We start from the raw sequence: 16,140 nt of genomic DNA on the forward strand, positions 1-16,140 counted from the left end.
GACGCACTACGTGCTCCTCAGCATGAGGGGAAAAGCGCACAAAGCCCTCATCCTGAGGGGCTTCGTAAGAAGCCGTCTCGAAGGACGAGGGCTTAATCCCGCAAAAGCGCGTTGATGCCTGTCTTGGAGCGGGTCTGCGCGTCCACACGCTTGACGATCACGGCGCAGGCAAGCGACGGCCCGCCCTTGGGATCAGGCAAGGTCCCCGGCACCACGACGGCATAAGACGGGATTTCCCCGCGCGTAACCTCGCCGGTCGCCCGGTCCACGATCTTGGTCGATGCGCCCAGGAACACGCCCATGGAGATCACCGCGCCCTCGCGCACGATCACGCCTTCAGCCACTTCCGAGCGCGCGCCGATAAACACATTGTCCTCGATGATGACAGGCGCGGCCTGCAGCGGCTCCAGAACGCCGCCAATGCCCACCCCGCCGGAGATGTGTACATTCGCCCCGATCTGCGCGCAGGAGCCCACTGTGGCCCATGTATCGACCATCGTGCCTTCACCGACATAAGCCCCGATATTGACGAAGGACGGCATCAGCACCGCGCCCTTGGCGACAAAGCTGCCCCGGCGCACGACGCTGCCCGGCACGGCGCGGAAACCCGCAGCCTCGAACTGGCCGGCTGACCAGCCCTCCCATTTGACCGCCACCTTGTCCCACCACGGGCCCGGCACCGGCGCGCCGGGCAGGCCCAGGCGACGATTGGGTTCAAGGCGGAAGGAGAGCAGCACGGCTTTTTTTAGCCACTCATGCACCTGCCAGTCGCCATTACCGTCCCTGGAAGCCACGCGCAGACGGCCAGCATCCAGTTCGCCAAGCGCGGTGTTAACCGCATCGCGCAGCGCGCCTTGTGTCGCGGTGGAAACGCCATCGCGTGCCTCCCAGCCAGCCTCGATCACGGATTTCAGGGCAGCGGTGTCGCTCATGCGGGTCTCTCCTTGAGGGTCTCGACCACTTCGCCAAGGAAGGTATCGAGGCAGTCTACGGCATAGTCTACAAATTCAGGGTGCTCGCCCGGCCCGGCGGTGTGGCCATTGCCGACATTCTCGCGGGCACGCACCAGCACGGTCGCAAAGCCGATCCCGGCAGCGGTTTCGAGGTTGCGCGCACTGTCTTCAAACATCACCGCGCTCGACGGGTTTACGGCGTGGCGCTTGAGGAAGCGGTCAAAGCTCTCGCGCTGGGGTTTGGGCGTGAAGTCTGCCGCGGCGATGTCGAATATGCCCTCGAACAGATGATCGAGCCCCAGCCGCGCCAGCACATTCTCCGCATGGCGCACCGAGCCATTGGTGTAGATGATGCGCGCGCCGTCCAGCGCCGCGATGTGCTCGGCCAGCACCGGGTTGGGCGTCAGCACCGAATGGTCGATATCGTGGACGAAATCGAGGAAATCGCTGGCGGCGATCTTGTGGTTGACCATCAGCCCGTTCAGCGTCGTGCCGTAATCATGCCAGTAGCCATGCTGCACCTTGAAGGCGGCCTCGCGCTCCAGATCCAGAAGCTGCATGACGAACTCGGTCATGCGCGTCTCCACCTGGCTCATAACAGCGGTGTGGGCGGGGTAGAGCGTGTTGTCGAGATCAAATACCCAGACATCGCGCTGGAGGAGGCGTTTCACTGGACGAGATCCTCGAAGTCAGCGTTTTCCAGCGTCAGGCGGGCAACGCCGTCCACCGGCACCGGGCTGGCGCGGAACAGGACCTGGGTATAGCCGCGTTCGGCGCAGTTGGAACGGCCTTCGGCCGTGAAGCGCCCCGGCGCCACGCAGAATGCTTCCACCCCGCGCCGCAAGGGCTCGGAGCGTTCACCATCGGCGGTCTGAGCGTAAACAAACAGCTCGCCGGGCTGCAGCCGGTCTGCGACCACCCGCATGCAAGAACCCGGCTCGATGCGCCACCAGCCGCGGCTCTGCCAGCGCTCATTGCGCTGGCGGGCAATGGCTATGCCTGTCGGGCCGGATGTCTGATTGCACACATTCAGGCCGACCTCGCCGTTACGCTCCAGCGCGGTTTCATGCAGGCGCTCGGCCAGACGCTCGTAATTGCCGCCAAACGACGCGCCGATATCACGCTCGAACGCGGCGATCTGGGCGCGTGAGCGCCGGCCGGCAAAGCCGTCAACGACACGCACCTCATAGCCCAGCGTCTGCAACAGGCGTTGCACGCCCGCTTCCAGCGCCCGGCTGCCAAAATCATCGGGCTCCACCAGTACGGCGCGGGCCCGCTCGGACGGGGCAAGCTGGCGGAACTCGCGCTGCTCCAGCCCCATCGCCTCGCAATCCTGCGCGCCCTCGATCTGGAAATTCTCACGGTCCACGCAGACCGGTGTGCGGCCCAGCCATTCACGCGCGCCGCCGAGATATGCCTCGCTGGTGCGCGCATAGAGAAACTGCGGCACGCCTGCGGGTATGCCGGAAAAACGCACGCAGGAACCCGGCGCAATGCGCTGCCAGCCTTGTGCCGAGAGACCGTTCTCTCCACCCCAGGCTTTGGCCGCATCCACGTAATAGCTGGTCTCGTTACACACCTCGCCCGCGCGCGCCTGCGGGGCAAACATCCCCGCCAGAACCAACGCCGCCAGCACCATCACAGCCCGCATCATGTCTCCTGCTCCGGTATTGCGAGGTCCGCAATATCGGCGCGCAATGCGTCAAGGCCAAGGCGTTTGGAGGAGGATGTTGCAGCGATGACCGGATAGGCCGCGACCTTCTTGGCAATCTGGCCTTGCGTGGCGGCGATCATCGCCTCGCGCTCGGCGGGTTTGAGCTTGTCCAGCTTGGTCAGCGTGATCTGGTAGCTGACGGCTGCCTCGGTGAGCACTTTCATAATGGCTTCGTCAGCCGGCTTGATGCCGTGGCGGCCATCGATCAGCAGGATGACGCGTTTCAGATTGACCCGCCCGCGCAAATAGTCGCGCGTCAGCGCCATCCAGCGCGCGGCCACGTCCTTTGGTGCCTTGGCGAAGCCATAGCCCGGCAGGTCGACAATGCGGATGCGTCCGGCCAGATCAAAGAAATTCAGCTCACGCGTGCGCCCCGGTTCGCCAGAGGCGCGCGCCAGATCCTTGCGATTGGTCAGCGCGTTGATGAGCGAGGACTTGCCGACATTCGACCGGCCCGCAAACGCGATCTCCGGCATGTCGGCAGGCGGCAGCCCGTCCATGCCGACCGCGCCCTTGATGAAGGTCACATTCTGGGCGAACAGGCGCTTTCCGGCGGCCAGGCGGGCCGCCTCTTCCTCGCTTGGCTCGTCAGGCGCGCTCAGTCTTCTCCCTCCGGCCTGGCAGGCGGGGTGCGACGGGTGCCGGGGCGTTTGGCGGCCGGCTTCTTCGCCGGAGCTTTACGCGCGCCCTTGGGCTTCTTCGCTGCCGGGTTGGAGGTTGTCCGCCGGCCCGGCGTGGCGGGTTTGGGCGCAGGCTTGTCCGCTTCGGCTACGCTGCTTTCCACCTGCTCGGTCACATCGACCGGGGTGGAATCGTCCTTGGCACCCTTCGCCTTGCCCTTGGCCGGTTTGACGTCATTGGCTGGCTTGGCCGCCGCCGGCGTCAGGCCCGGCGCGGCGCCGGGCAGGGCAAATTCAGGCACCGGCTTTCCGGTGACGCGCGAATGCAGGCGCGCCGCGATCTTGTCGACTTCGGTGTAGGTGCCGTGACGGCGCATGATGACGTATTGCTGCAGGATCGTCAGGAAGTTGTTCCACGTCCAATAGATCACCAGCGCAGCGGCAAACGGCGACAGGATGAAGGTGAAGACGATCGGCAGAAGCGCGAAAATGCGCCGCTGCATGGGATCGGGCGGCGGAGGGTTCAGCGATTGCTGCGCCCACATGGTCAGACCCATCAGGATCGGCCAGACGCCCAGCGTGTAATCGCCCAGCAGCCACCAGCCCTCGACCGAATAGGGCAATAAGCCAAACAGATTCCACACGGCGGTCGGGTCTGGAGCGGAAAGGTCCTGAATCCAGCCGAAGAAGGGCGCATGGCGCGCCTCCAGCGAGACGAACACCGTCTTGTAGAGCGCAAAGAAGATGGGGATTTGCGGCAGGATCGGCAGACACCCGGCGAGCGGATTGATCTTCTCGCGCTTGTAGAGCTCCATCATCTCCTGGCTCTGTCGCTGTTTATCAGCGGCAAAGCGCTCGCGGATCTCGGTCATTTTCGGACCGACCGCGCGCATCTTGGCCATGGAGGCAAAGGCGCGGTTATTGAGCGGGAAGAGCGGGATCTTGATGAGCACGGTCAGCAAGAGGATCGCGACGCCGAAATTGCCCGTCCACTGGTAGAAAGTGTGCAACAGCCAGAAGAAGGGCCGGGTGAAGAACCAGAAATTGCCCCAGTCCACCGCCATGTCGAGGCGGGGGATGCCCTGCTCGTCCTGATAGCGCTGCAGGATCGGCACCGATTTGGAACCGGCATAGACATGCGACACGCTGGTGATCGAGCTGCCCGGCGCAATCGTGTCAGCGGTGCGCACATAGCTGGATTCAAAAATCGTCTGCCCGCCGGAGGGGCGCGCCTCGAAGCGGGCGCGGATCTCGCCGTCATCGCTGGGCGCGACCGCCGTCAGCCAGTATTTGGAGGTAATGCCCATCCAGCCGCCAGCGCCGGTGCGCTCCATCGAGCCGTCGCGCTCCAGACCGTTATACTTGCGGTCCATCAGCGATGCGCCAACCACCCCGATAGGGCCTTCGTGCAGGATGAAGAAATTGGTGATGTTGTCGGGAATGCCTTCCTGACGCACCAGGCCAAAGCGCGAGAGCGAAACGGACTGCGCGCCATTATTCGTCACCGTATCGGTGACGGTGAAGAGATAATCCTCATCGACCGAGATCACGCGGCGGAAGGTGAGATCACCGGCCGCATGCTCCAGCGTGACCGGGCTGGTGGGGGTGAGCGTGGTGTTGCCGACAACCTGCCAGCGCGTGGAGGGGCCGGGCAGGCCCGAAGGCGCACCGGCCGCGCCCGTCCACCCGTCCACCGCATAGTGCGCCCCGCGTGAGCCTTGCGGGGAAAGCAGCGTCACCGGCTCTTCCGACCCTACCGCCAGGTCATAACGTAAAAGGCGCAGATCATCGAAGCGCGCGCCATTGAGTGCGATGGAGCCTTCCAGCGCAGGCGTACGCACGGTGATGCGTTCAGAGCGCGCCAGCGCATCCTCGCGGCTGGTGAACCCGCCAAGCGCTGCGGGCGTCTCTTCACCGCCAAAGGCGCCGGGCGTTTCGTCGCCGGGCGCCGCCTCGCCGGTCTCTGCTTCCACCGCGGCTTCCTGCGCGGCGCGCTGCTCGGCCATCATCGGTTCCACGATGAAGAGCTGGTAGGGGATGAAGATCGCCAGAACGATCGCCACGATGAGGAGGATATTGCGGGGTTCACCCATGAGCGGGTCAGTCCTTCACGGTGTTTCGGGGCCGGGACGGCGCGGCGAGGCTTAGCAATGCGCTTTTCATATCGTCAAGCAAAGCCTCCCATTCACGCGCAGCCGTGCCGGCGCGCGCGATGAACACATAGTCGGTGCCGGGCAGGCCATGGACGGGGAGAATCTGGCGCGCAGCCTCCTTCAGGCGGCGCCGCGCCCGGTTGCGCTGGACGGCATTGCCCACCTTCTTCGAGGCGGTGAAGCCAGCCCTGGCAGGGCCTTCTAGCGGCTCACGCGCCACCATCTGCACGACAAGGCCGGGCCGGGCGGCAGAGCGGCCGTCACGCGCACGCAAAAAATCGCGCCGTACGCGGATGCGCGCGGCGCGATCGGGATATTGCAGCGCTTTCAAGTCGAGTGGCGATTAAGCCGACAGGCGCTTGCGGCCACGCGCACGGCGGCGGGCGACAATCTGACGGCCGGCCTTGGTGGCCATGCGGGCGCGGAAACCGTGACGCCGGGCGCGGACGAGTTTGGACGGCTGGAAGGTACGTTTCACGGCACTGGCTCCTGAAAAGGCAAACGCGCCGGTCTCATCACGTCCGCGCTCACGCGCGAGAGGACGGGGCAAAGCCCGGCGAAAATCGAGCCGCGGTAACTACCGGCGCGGGGGCCAAGTGTCAAGCGGGGGAGATGATCTGCGCCATGCCATCAGCTTGTTATCGCTGGGTGGCATGGCGGCCTTCCGGGGAAGGTCTTAGACGCGGATCGCCGAAGCGAGAGCCGCTATCGCCCACTAAGATGGCTACTCAGAGCGATTTAGTCAATCCAGCCAAGCCAATTCCAGCCAGAATCGCCTTTCTTATTTTCTTCAAGTCGTCATCTGAAACGGTATCAAAACAATAACGCCTCCGTCCATCTGGGGTCCTTCCGATCCGTATCAGGTCGAGGCGATGAAACCCCACTGCGGCAATCATATCGCCCTTCACCCAAACGTCGCCTGCTTTGAACCTGTCCGGCAACCTGCCGGGCATACCAACGCGGCAATGATATTGCATCACGGGGTCGGGTGCGGTGGTGCTTAGAGCGACGATTGTACAAAGACCTGGTCTGGCCCGGATTTTCGGGCTGACGACAATCACTGGACGCCGCTTAACCATCTCGGGCTCGCGAAACCCAATGTCGAAATCACACATAAGAACTGTGCCGATTTCAGGATGCTCGTTAATAGCCAAACTACTGACCAGCTTTCAAAATGATCATGTCGATACGACTTTACTCGCCAAAACGAGGCATCGCCAAGTCAGGAAAGTCCACCTTGTAACTTTGCGCGTAAGATGAACGAATGACCTCCGGATCGGACATCGCCGCCGCCGGTCCAGCCCGTGCCGCCACTGCCCTCCCCCAGCCACCCAAGGACATGCCATGACCGCTCCCACGCCCCCCGATGCGCCGCAAAAGGCGAAACCCCTGTGGCTGCGCCTCCTGCCGGTGCTCGTTCTGGCGGCGGCGCTGATCACGGTGCTGGCGAGCGGGGTCTGGCGCGATCTGAACCTTGAAACCCTGCAGGAAAATCAGGCTGCGCTGGAGGCTTATGTCGCGGCGAACCTGATCCTGGCGGTGCTGACCTACACAATCATCTACGCGCTGGCGGTGTCGATCTCGGTGCCCGGCGCTATCTGGTTCACCATCGGGGCGGGCTTTCTGTTCGGGCCGATTGTCGGCACCGGGGTTGCGGTTACCGGCTCCACCATCGGCGCGACGATCATCTTCATTGCCGTGCGCTATGCGTTTGCCGACTGGGCGCGAGCCAAATTCGGCAACTGGGTGAAACGCCTGCAGGACGGGTTTTCCTCGGATGCCTTCAGCTATGTGCTGATATTGCGCCTGATTCCGGTATTGCCCTTTTTCGGCATCAATATCGCGACCGCTTTGCTGAACGTGCCGCTTCGCGCCTATGTGCTCGGCACGTTTATCGGCGTCATGCCGCTGGCCTATGTCTACGCGACGGTCGGCTCCACCATTGGCCGGGCCGCAGGCGGCGTGCCGAGCCTTCTCGATCTTCTGACCCCGGAGCTGATCACGGCCATCTGTGTGTTCGCGCTGGTTGGCTTCCTGCCCTTCATCTACAAGCGCGTCACCGGTAAGAAGCCACCCGCCGCCAATGGGGGCGAGGCATGAGCCGGGAAACGATCAGGGCCGATTTATGCATTATCGGCGCAGGCGCGGCCGGGCTCGTCACGGCGGCGGGCGCGGCCATGCTGGGGCGCAAGGTGGTGCTCTTTGAAGCGGGCGAGATGGGCGGGGATTGCCTGAACTATGGCTGTGTCCCGTCCAAGGCGATCCTCTCTGCCGCCCACGCAGCCCACTCCGTGCGCTCGGCGGCGAAGCTGGGCGTGAAGGCGGGTGAGCCACAAATCGATTTTGCCGCCGTGATGGATCATGTCCGCAAGGCGATTGCCGATATCGAGCCCAATGACAGCCAGGAACGCTTTGAGGGGCTGGGCGTGCGCGTGATCCGTGAGTGGGCGCGCTTTACCTCGGCAGACACGGTGGAAAGCGACAGTTTCTGCGTGAAGGCGAAACGCTTCGTTATCGCGTCCGGCACGCGTGCGCGCATCCCCTCCATTCCGGGTCTGGATACCCTGCCCTACCTTACCAATGAGACGATCTGGCAGCTCGATGCCCTGCCCGCCCATCTGTTCATTCTGGGTGCCGGGCCGATTGGCTGCGAGCTGGGGCAGGCGTTTGCCCGCCTCGGATCGAACGTGACCATCGTGGAGGCCGGCACCGCGCTTGGCGCGTTCGAGCCGGAGCATGTGGCGGTCTTGCGCGAGGCGCTGGCCGCCGATGGCGTGCGCCTGATCGAGGAGACGGGCGTTGAACGCTTTTCCGGCGAGGCGGGCGCCATCACCGCGCATCTGGCGGGCGGCGAGAGCATTAATGCCAGCCATGTGCTGGTCGCCGCAGGGCGCGAACCCGTCACCGACACGCTGGGTCTGGAGGCTGCGGGCATTGAGGCCGATGCGCGCGGGATTGTCTGTGACGACAAGCTGCGCACCGCCAACAGGCGCGTTTACGCCGCGGGCGATATCGCCGGAAAGGGCGCGCTGACCCATCTCGCCGGCTGGCACGGCTCGGTCATCCTCAGAAACCTCTATTACGGCGTGCCGACGAAACAGTCCTCCAACCCGATACCAGGATGCGTCTATACCAGCCCCGGTCTGGCGCAGATCGGCCTGACTGAGACCAAGGCGCGCGAGGCGCATGGCGACAAGGTGTCTGTCGTCTCCTGGCCCTTCGCCGACAATGACCGCGCGATTGCCGAGGGCGATACCGCAGGCGGGGTGAAGCTGGTGCTTGGCAAGGGCGGCAAGCTCTTGGGCGTGCATGTGGCAGGCGCGCGCAGCGACGATATCGCCGCGCTGGCCGCCATCACCATGGCCAAGGGCGGCACGGTGCGTGATCTGACCAGTCCCGTCCTTGCCTATCCGACGCGCGGCGAGGCTATAAAACGGGCAGCAGGCAAACATTTCGAGCCTGTGGTATTTGGACCCTTCGCGAAGGCGTGGGCCGGGTTATTGTCCGCGCTGCACTGATTTGCATGCGCGGAGATGGGCTGGCTTGGCCAAAGGGGCAATCAGGGAGGGACTGGCGCGCACCGGGCAGATCGTCCGGGCGGGTACAGGTTCGCTTGGCGGGCGCCTGCTGGCGCTGACCATCGTCTATGTGCTGACAGCCTCGATGCTGATTTTCTTCCCGTCGGCGGCCAATTTCCGCAATAACTGGCTGGGCGAGCGCGCCAATGCCGCGCATCTGGCCGCCATTGCTGCGGAGCTGGCCGAAGACAATCTCTCCGAAGAGGCGGTGCGCGAGCTGCTGGACGGGGCGGACGCCATCGCCGTGGCGCGCATAACCGGCGGCGCGACGGAGCTGGTGCTGGGCGCCGATACCGGCAATGCGCCCCTGCTGGACGAGGACCAGACACGGCGGCGCCCCCTTCGCGAGATGGCCGCCGTAATCAACACCTTCACCGGGCCAGAGGACCGGCTGGTCGTGCTGACCGCCATTCCCCAGACCCGGCCCGATGAGCGCATTCTGGTCATCCTGCCCGAAGCGCCCTTGCGTGAGGCGCTGATCGGGTTTTCCGCGCGCCTGTTCTGGTTTGCGCTGTTTGCCTCTCTGGTCACGGGCGCGCTCATCTATCTGGCGCTGCTTGTCATGTTTGTCGGGCCGATGCGCCAGCTATCGCTGTCCATGACGCGGTTTCAGGAAAACCCGTCCGATGCCGGCCGTGTGCTGTCGCCTAGCCAGCGCCATGACGAGATCGGCGAGGCGGAGCGCGCTCTGGCCGCCATGCAGGCCGATATTCTGGCCGCCATCCGTCAGCGCGAAAGGCTGGCGAGCCTGGGTCTCGCCGTGGCGCGGATCAATCACGATCTCAGGAACGTGTTTGCCTCTGCCCAGCTGGTTTCTGACCGGCTGGCGGCCAGCAAGGATGAGCGCACCGCCGCGATGGGCCAGCGCCTGGTGCGTGCCATCGGGCGCGGCATCCGGCTATGTTCCGATGTGCTCGACTATGGCCGCTCGGCCGAGACCCGGCCCGAATTGCAGCCCGTTGCGCTTGCCCCCCTTCTCGACGAGGTCGCGGGTGAGCTGGTACCGGCAGGCGAAGGCGTGATCTGGGAGAACATGATTGCGCCGGAGATCGCCGTGATGGGCGACCGCGACATGCTGCACCGCCTGTTCGGCAATCTGATCCGCAATGCCATCACGGCCATGAAGGGGCGCGATCCGGCCCGGCTGAGCGTCAGCGCCGAAGTCAGTGGTGATGAGGTGCATGTCACGCTGGCCGATACCGGGCCGGGCATTCCCCCGGCGGTTCAGGCACGCCTGTTCGAGCCCTTCTCCTCCGGCGGTGGCGAGGGCAGTACGGGCCTTGGCCTGTCGATCACGCGCGAGCTCGCCGGGTTGATGGAGGGCGCCATCACCCTGCAATCAACCGGGCCGGAGGGGACGGTGTTTGTGGTCAGCCTGAAGGGTGCGGGCTAGGATTTTATCGGGGACCACAAACCCCTCTTCCTCGTCATGCCCGCGCAGGCGGGCATCCAGAGATCATGAGGCTCAAGCGGTTGCCAGTGGCTCTGGGTTCCCGTCTTCACGGGAACGACGAAAGGGGTAATGCACGAAGCCCTCAGGCCAGAAAGGCGGGGCGCTCTACCGCGTCAAACCGGTTGCGGTGAACAAAGCGCGCGACCGAGCAATGGGCAAAGTCGGCCAGTGCCTCGCCTTCGGGCAGGCTGGGCAGCCCTTCCAGACGCAGGCGCAGGCGCGCGCAATGATCGCCCGGCGCACCGGCATGACTTTGCCACTGTGCCAGTGCCGCCTCGACCGCCGCGCCCTCATCGGCGCGCAGATGGCGCACGCTCGCATTGACGCTCATATCGCTGATCTGGCGCAAATCGGCGACAATCTGGATTTTCAGCACATCGCCAAGGCTCCACAGGCGCATCCGCCCGCCATGGGGACGCACGCCGTGCAGCGGCTTTACAAAGCCCAGCCTCTGCAGCGGGCGGATAAGGCTGGCCGCATCGCCCTCCACCGCCGGATCATACCGGCCCTCGCCGAGCAGCTCGGCGTCGGTGAGTATCTGGCGCGCACGCCAGTCATAAGACAGAAGCGCCTACAGAGCCGACGGATCGCGAAGCGCAAATTCGGCACGTGAAGATGACAGCATGAAAACCCCCGCCCGGAAGTGAACTCAACCCTCGCACTAGTTATTCACTTATTGCGTTAACTGAGTGCGTTTAGTGAACTCATATGACACCGGCTACCTTTATATCGGGTTAACGCCCCCTTTCGCATCGCGCCGCCGGAGCCAAACCGTTTGCCGCGCGTTGTTTACGGCCTAGATCACATGCATCCGGACGGGAGCTCGCCCCATGTACCGCCACGCCCTTTTCGCCTGCCTTGCCGGTCTTTTCGCAGCCGCCTGCCAGCCGCCCTCCGGCCGCGATGCCAATGCCCCGCCCTTGCAGACGGTGGAGAATGTAGAGATCGAGCGCTATCTGGGCCGCTGGTTCGAGATTGCCCGCTATGACCATCGCTTCGAGCGTGGCTGCGCAGGCGTGACGGCCGACTATGCCCTGCGTGATGACGGCCTCATCGATGTCACCAATACCTGCTACCAGGGCGGGCTGGACGGCCCGGTGGAAACCGCCAATGGCCGCGCGCGCATCGCCGACGAGGCAACGAACGCGCAGCTGGAAGTCTCCTTCTTCGGCCCGTTCTGGGGCGATTACTGGATCATCGATCTGGCCGGCGATTATAGCTGGGCCATCGTCTCGGAGCCTGAGGGGCGCTATCTGTGGATCCTCTCACGCACCCCCCAGATAGACGAGGACACGCTTGGCGACCGCCTCGCCTGGCTGGAAGCACAAGGCTTCGACACCGCCATGCTGATCATGGTGGAGCAATGGGAGAGCGCGGAGGATGTGAGGGGGTAGGTTCGGAGCTCTTCCCCGCGTTTCACCGGCGCAAGCCGGGGAACGGGAGACCCAGAAAATGGTTGACTGCGCACAAGTCTGAAAACAGGGATTCCAGGTTACTGAAACCCCGGAAGCGCGAAGCGCTATCCGGGGCCCGTCCCTTCCCCTCGTCATTCCGGGCGAGCCTTTGGCGAGACCCGGAACCCAGAGATCAAAAACGCTGGGTTCCAGATAGCGGCTACGCCGCTTCTGGAATGACGAAAGAAGGGATCACCCCGCCTTGCGGCGGCGGCGCTTTGGCTTGTCCTTGGTGGCGGCAATGACGGGGTTTTTCAGCCGCTCATAGAGCATGAAGAGATGCTCCACCCGCTCGCGGTCAGAGCCGAACGCTTCCCGGCGATAGAGCCGGTCCACGGCGCGGTCATTATCGCGGTGCGCTTTTCGCAAAGCGGGCGGCATAGTGACGGGATCATAGAGATCTGCCAGCGTCGCGTCCGGAAACGCCGCGCGCGCATCGAGTATGGCCTGCCCGGACGCTTCGAGTTGCGCCCTGGCCTTATCGGAGAGGTCCGGCCAAGGGAAGGTGTTGTAGACGATGCCGATGGAGTAGCGATACCGGCTCTCCAGCCGACCGCCTACTTCTCGCAACCATGCCATATGCATGGCGCTCGTCAGGACGGCGAAATGGGCAAGCGTGGCGTCGGCAATCACACGGACGAGATTGCTGGGGATTACAGGAGGCTCCAGCCATCCAATGGGCGCATAGTGGCGCCGCTCCGAACTGACCTCCGGCAGGACGAGAAACGGGCGGTCGGGAATGACATTCACGTGATAAAGCGTTGGCGTATCTGCCAGCTTCTGCGTCGGCAGGCTCTTGGAAGCCAGCCGCGTCTCCCGCACCAGCGCAATACGCTCCATGACCTGCGGCATCGCCTTCAATTCTGAAGGGGATGCTGTGTGCAAGGACAATATCCAGCGCTTGCGCCCATTGATGAATTCTTCCGCCCCCACAAATGGGCGCATGAAGCGCGCTGCTCCGGGCTCGTTGCGCAGGAACGTATCGCGCCCTGCTTCGTCGAAAATGTAGTGGCCTCCATCGATGGGTTTGGAGCCGATAATCACTTTCGGCATGCCCGAAAGCGAGGTTGAGCTTTCCTCCACCACCGTGTGCGGATCGGCCAGACCGCCCGCGTCAAAAAGGTAGGGCGAAAGCGCGCCATGGCGGCTTTCCAGCGGCTCGCCATTGACATGATCATAGCTGAACAGGCGCTTTTCCGCCGGTTCTGCCCCTCGCGGAGCCAGCCCGATAATCACCACATGGACATGGGCTTTACCGGCGGCGTCCGAGCCCCACGCGAAAGTGCGGTGGGCAAAGCTGATCTCCAGCCTGTACCGGTCAAACAGTATGGGCCAGAGCTGGGCCACCTGTTCGCCCTGCGTGATGGAATTGGTAGACACGAAACCGATATGGGCGCGCTTGCCCCCGGCATTCACATAGGCCCCTGCCTTGATGAACCACGCGCACACATAATCGAGCGTGCCACCCGACCCGCCAAGGCCTGCAAGCGCGCGCACCTGCTGGCGCTGCTCTGCGCTCTGGTATTTCGCGCCAATGAAAGGCGGGTTGCCCAGCACATAGTCGCACTGGTCTGGCGGCAGCACGTCTGCCCAGTCCACCTCCAACGCGTCGCCATGGCGGATGACGGGCGATTTCTTCAAGGGAATGCGCGCATAGACCTGCCCGAAGGCCTGGCTGAGCGCATTATTCATGATGTGGTCCATCATCCACATCGCCGTTTCGGCAATGCGGGCGGGAAACTCGAACAGCTCGATCCCGGCAAACTGGTCGACATCCACGCGGGACAGACCCGTTACATCCAGCTTGCGCTGAAGCTGGCCTTCCGCGTCGCGTTCCTCTGCCGCCAATGCCAGCAGCACCTCCAATTCCAGCTGGCGCAGTTCGCGATAGGCGATGACAAGGAAATTGCCGCACCCGCAAGCCGGATCGAGAAAGTGCAGGCTTGCCAGCCTGTCATGGAAGGCGCGCAGGCGCTTTTCCCGCTCGCGCTTCAGCCCTTTGAGATGTTCGAACTGGCTACGCAGATCATCAAGGAAGAGCGGGCCGATCACCTTCATGATGTTCTTTTCGGTGGTGTAGTGCGCGCCCGCCTTGCGGCGCTCCGCCCCATCCATCACCGACTGGAAGAGCGAGCCGAAAATCGCCGGGCTGATCTTCTCCCAGCTGAACTCGCAAAGCGTGATGAGTTCCTCACGCATAGCCGCCGTGAAATACGGCGTTGGCAGGCGCTCTGCGAACAATTCCCCGTTCACATAAGGCAGCTGGTTCAGCTCTGCGCTGATATTGGCCTGCCGCCTGTCCTCCGGCGTGTTGAGCACTTCGAAGGCTTCATTGATGAAGCCGCCGACATTGGAGCCGTCCTCACGGGTGAAATCGCGGATCAGATCCTCGAAAATCCCGCGCTGGAAAATGCCGGTATCGTCGGCAAACAGGCAGAAGAGCAGCCGGACAAGGAATTGCTCCAGATCATGCCCCTCATAGCCATTGGCTTTCAGGGAATCGTGCAGCTTGCCCAGAAGTTCGGCCGCCACGATGTTGACCGGGTCCTGATCTTTGAAGCTGCGCTTCTCCACACCCATGATGAAGCCGAACTTCTCGACATGGCTGGGCAGGTCGGCCAGCGCGAAGGCGGTGTGCTCGCGCGTCTCCAGATCGTAAAGCTCGAACGTCTGGAAGTCCGACAGGAGGATGTAGCGGGGGAACTGCTCCGGCTTCAGCCCGTCACAATAATCCAGCGCCTGCTTGTAGGCCGCTTCCAGCGACCGGCCTGCGCTCTTCTGCTCCACCAGAAGCGTGCCCGGCCAGAACAGGTCAATGAAGCCGCTCTTGTTGTTGAGAAGCTTTACCCGCTCCTCAAAGCTCGCCACGCGGCGGCGGCGAATGCCGAAACTCTCGAAGAACTCATTGTAGAAGGATTGAGTCTCGCCCTTCTCATAATGGGCATCCTTCCATTCACGGGCAAATTCCGCTGCGCGCGCCCGGACCTCGTTGAACTGAAGACGCATGCCGCCTCTCTCCCCTTGTTGCCACACGCTAGCCGTGTTGCGTGGCGAGGGGCAATTGCTCAGTGCTTTGGCGTCATGTCTCCCGCGCTTCACCGGCGCAAGCCGGGAGAAACAAAAAGCATGGGTCTCCCGTTCCCCGTTTTCACGGGGACAGGCGCGGCGGGAGACCCCGGTGGAGAGGTCAGCGGTGAGACTGACAGATATTCAGGAAGGCAACACATCCGGGGTCTCCCGCCCCGACGGGAGACCCAGAAAAAGTTCAATAGCGTGGGAAGGCTGGAAACATGGATCCCGGGTCAAGCCCGGGACCCCGGTGGAGAGGTCGGTGGTAAACTGAGAAGGTTTGCACTAACCAACAATGCCGCCCCCTCGTCACCCCCGCGCAGGCGGGGGTCCAGAGATCATGAGGCTCAGGCGGTTGCCAGCGGCTCTGGGTTCCCGCCTGCGCGGGAACGACGAATTATTGGATACCGTCCGGGCAACCAAAGGCGTTTCATCTGGATAAGCCGGGATCCAGAAACATGGGTCCCCCGTCGGGGCGGGGGACCCCGGTGGAGAGGCCAAAGAAACCACCCCCCTACCCGAAATCGACCTCGTCTTCGGGGTTCATGTTTTCCTTGTCGGTCGCGCGGCGGAACGGCCCCGGATAGCGCGGATCGGTGCGCCGGCGGCGGTCCGGGCCGAAATAGCTGCCCGACTTGATGAAGCGGCGCGGCCGCTCGATCAGCGCCACCATGCGGTTATAGAGATCGACCGGGCGCACGGGCTTTGCCAGATACTCGTTCACGCCCGCATTGATGGCTTCCATGATGCGGGTGCGGTCGGTATGGCCGGTGACCATGATGATGGGCAGGTATTTGTTCGGGCTGTCCGACGCGGTGCGCACCAGCCGGGTAAACTCCAGCCCGTCCACATCGCCCAGCGCATAGTCAACGAGCGCCACATCGGGATTGGCCGAGCGCATGGATTCAAACGCGTCCGCCGCATCGCGCACCTCGATCACGGTGCGCACGCCAAAACCCTGCAGCACCTTGCGCAGGATGGTGGACATATGCGCGTTGTCCTCAACGATAAGGACCCGCACGCGTTCGAAACTGCCTGACATGCCTCGCCCGATGGATTCGCGACTGTAACGGCCATTGTGCACACGCAGCGTTAACCAAAACTTGCAGGCCCGGTGCAACAGCACCCTCGCTTTCAGGCCGGGCG

General features: G+C 63.6%; 15 protein-coding genes. 4 read left to right on the plus strand and 11 right to left on the minus strand.

Features of this window, described 5'->3' with window-relative positions; translation table 11 throughout:
- Window positions 1-92: 92 nt before the first annotated feature.
- From dapD to AB6B38_RS09005, 8 genes are all read right to left on the minus strand, one after another.
- On the minus strand, window positions 93-932 hold the full coding sequence (dapD, locus tag AB6B38_RS08970; RefSeq protein WP_371392516.1) for a 2,3,4,5-tetrahydropyridine-2,6-dicarboxylate N-succinyltransferase: 840 nt from the start codon (window positions 930-932) through the stop codon (window positions 93-95).
- The gene (locus AB6B38_RS08975) at window positions 929-1,624 is read right to left on the minus strand and encodes a pyrimidine 5'-nucleotidase (RefSeq protein WP_371392517.1); all 696 of its coding nucleotides are present in this window, start codon (window positions 1,622-1,624) and stop codon (window positions 929-931) included. Before AB6B38_RS08975 ends, dapD begins: the two co-directional genes overlap by 4 nt.
- Window positions 1,621-2,607, minus strand: coding sequence for a DUF1036 domain-containing protein (locus tag AB6B38_RS08980; protein ID WP_371392518.1), 987 nt, complete (start codon window positions 2,605-2,607; stop codon window positions 1,621-1,623). The genes AB6B38_RS08975 and AB6B38_RS08980 overlap by 4 nt, the downstream gene beginning before the upstream one ends.
- A complete protein-coding gene (gene yihA, locus AB6B38_RS08985) occupies window positions 2,604-3,209 on the minus strand; it encodes a ribosome biogenesis GTP-binding protein YihA/YsxC (RefSeq protein ID WP_371395087.1) in 606 nt (201 codons plus the stop codon). The genes AB6B38_RS08980 and yihA overlap by 4 nt, the downstream gene beginning before the upstream one ends.
- 56 nt (window positions 3,210-3,265) lie before the next feature.
- Window positions 3,266-5,380 carry a membrane protein insertase YidC gene (yidC, locus tag AB6B38_RS08990; protein WP_371392519.1) on the minus strand — a complete coding sequence of 705 codons (2,115 nt, stop codon included), beginning with the start codon at window positions 5,378-5,380 and terminating at the stop codon, window positions 3,266-3,268.
- A 7-nt stretch (window positions 5,381-5,387) separates the two neighbouring features.
- Complete coding sequence (gene rnpA, locus AB6B38_RS08995; protein WP_371392520.1) at window positions 5,388-5,771, minus strand: ribonuclease P protein component; 384 nt, start codon at window positions 5,769-5,771, stop codon at window positions 5,388-5,390.
- A gap of 12 nt (window positions 5,772-5,783) precedes the next feature.
- Window positions 5,784-5,918 (minus strand): 50S ribosomal protein L34, encoded by a 135-nt coding sequence (gene rpmH / locus AB6B38_RS09000; protein ID WP_371392521.1) that lies wholly within the window; start codon window positions 5,916-5,918, stop codon window positions 5,784-5,786.
- Window positions 5,919-6,168: 250 nt separating this feature from the next.
- Window positions 6,169-6,594 (minus strand): type II toxin-antitoxin system PemK/MazF family toxin, encoded by a 426-nt coding sequence (locus tag AB6B38_RS09005; RefSeq protein ID WP_371392522.1) that lies wholly within the window; start codon window positions 6,592-6,594, stop codon window positions 6,169-6,171.
- A 190-nt stretch (window positions 6,595-6,784) separates the two neighbouring features.
- Between AB6B38_RS09005 and AB6B38_RS09010 the strand changes: the two genes are divergently transcribed.
- The 3 genes from AB6B38_RS09010 to AB6B38_RS09020 are packed head-to-tail and all read left to right on the plus strand — an operon-like array spanning window position 6,785 to window position 10,411.
- Window positions 6,785-7,540, plus strand: a complete 756-nt coding sequence (locus tag AB6B38_RS09010) for a TVP38/TMEM64 family protein (RefSeq protein WP_371392523.1) — start codon at window positions 6,785-6,787, stop codon at window positions 7,538-7,540.
- Entirely contained in the window at window positions 7,537-8,958 is a 1,422-nt protein-coding gene (locus AB6B38_RS09015) for an NAD(P)/FAD-dependent oxidoreductase (RefSeq protein WP_371392524.1), read from the plus strand. Before AB6B38_RS09010 ends, AB6B38_RS09015 begins: the two co-directional genes overlap by 4 nt.
- Before the next feature lie 25 nt (window positions 8,959-8,983).
- The gene (locus AB6B38_RS09020) at window positions 8,984-10,411 is read left to right on the plus strand and encodes a sensor histidine kinase (RefSeq protein ID WP_371392525.1); all 1,428 of its coding nucleotides are present in this window, start codon (window positions 8,984-8,986) and stop codon (window positions 10,409-10,411) included.
- 142 nt (window positions 10,412-10,553) lie between these two features.
- Here AB6B38_RS09020 and AB6B38_RS09025 read toward each other — a convergent pair whose 3' ends face one another.
- On the minus strand, window positions 10,554-10,961 hold the full coding sequence (locus tag AB6B38_RS09025) for a hypothetical protein (protein WP_371392526.1): 408 nt from the start codon (window positions 10,959-10,961) through the stop codon (window positions 10,554-10,556).
- A gap of 340 nt (window positions 10,962-11,301) precedes the next feature.
- Here AB6B38_RS09025 and AB6B38_RS09030 point away from each other — a divergent pair, with 340 nt between their 5' ends.
- The gene (locus AB6B38_RS09030) at window positions 11,302-11,865 is read left to right on the plus strand and encodes a lipocalin family protein (protein WP_371392527.1); all 564 of its coding nucleotides are present in this window, start codon (window positions 11,302-11,304) and stop codon (window positions 11,863-11,865) included.
- Window positions 11,866-12,117: 252 nt separating this feature from the next.
- On the opposite strand, the gene AB6B38_RS09035 is transcribed toward AB6B38_RS09030, so the two are convergent.
- Entirely contained in the window at window positions 12,118-14,931 is a 2,814-nt protein-coding gene (locus AB6B38_RS09035; protein ID WP_371392528.1) for a DNA methyltransferase, read from the minus strand.
- Between the two features lie 577 nt (window positions 14,932-15,508).
- Entirely contained in the window at window positions 15,509-15,982 is a 474-nt protein-coding gene (locus AB6B38_RS09040; RefSeq protein ID WP_371392529.1) for a response regulator, read from the minus strand.
- Window positions 15,983-16,140 lie beyond the last annotated feature (158 nt).

This window comes from Glycocaulis abyssi, from assembly GCF_041429775.1.
Taxonomy (GTDB): Bacteria; Pseudomonadota; Alphaproteobacteria; order Caulobacterales; family Maricaulaceae; genus Glycocaulis; species Glycocaulis abyssi.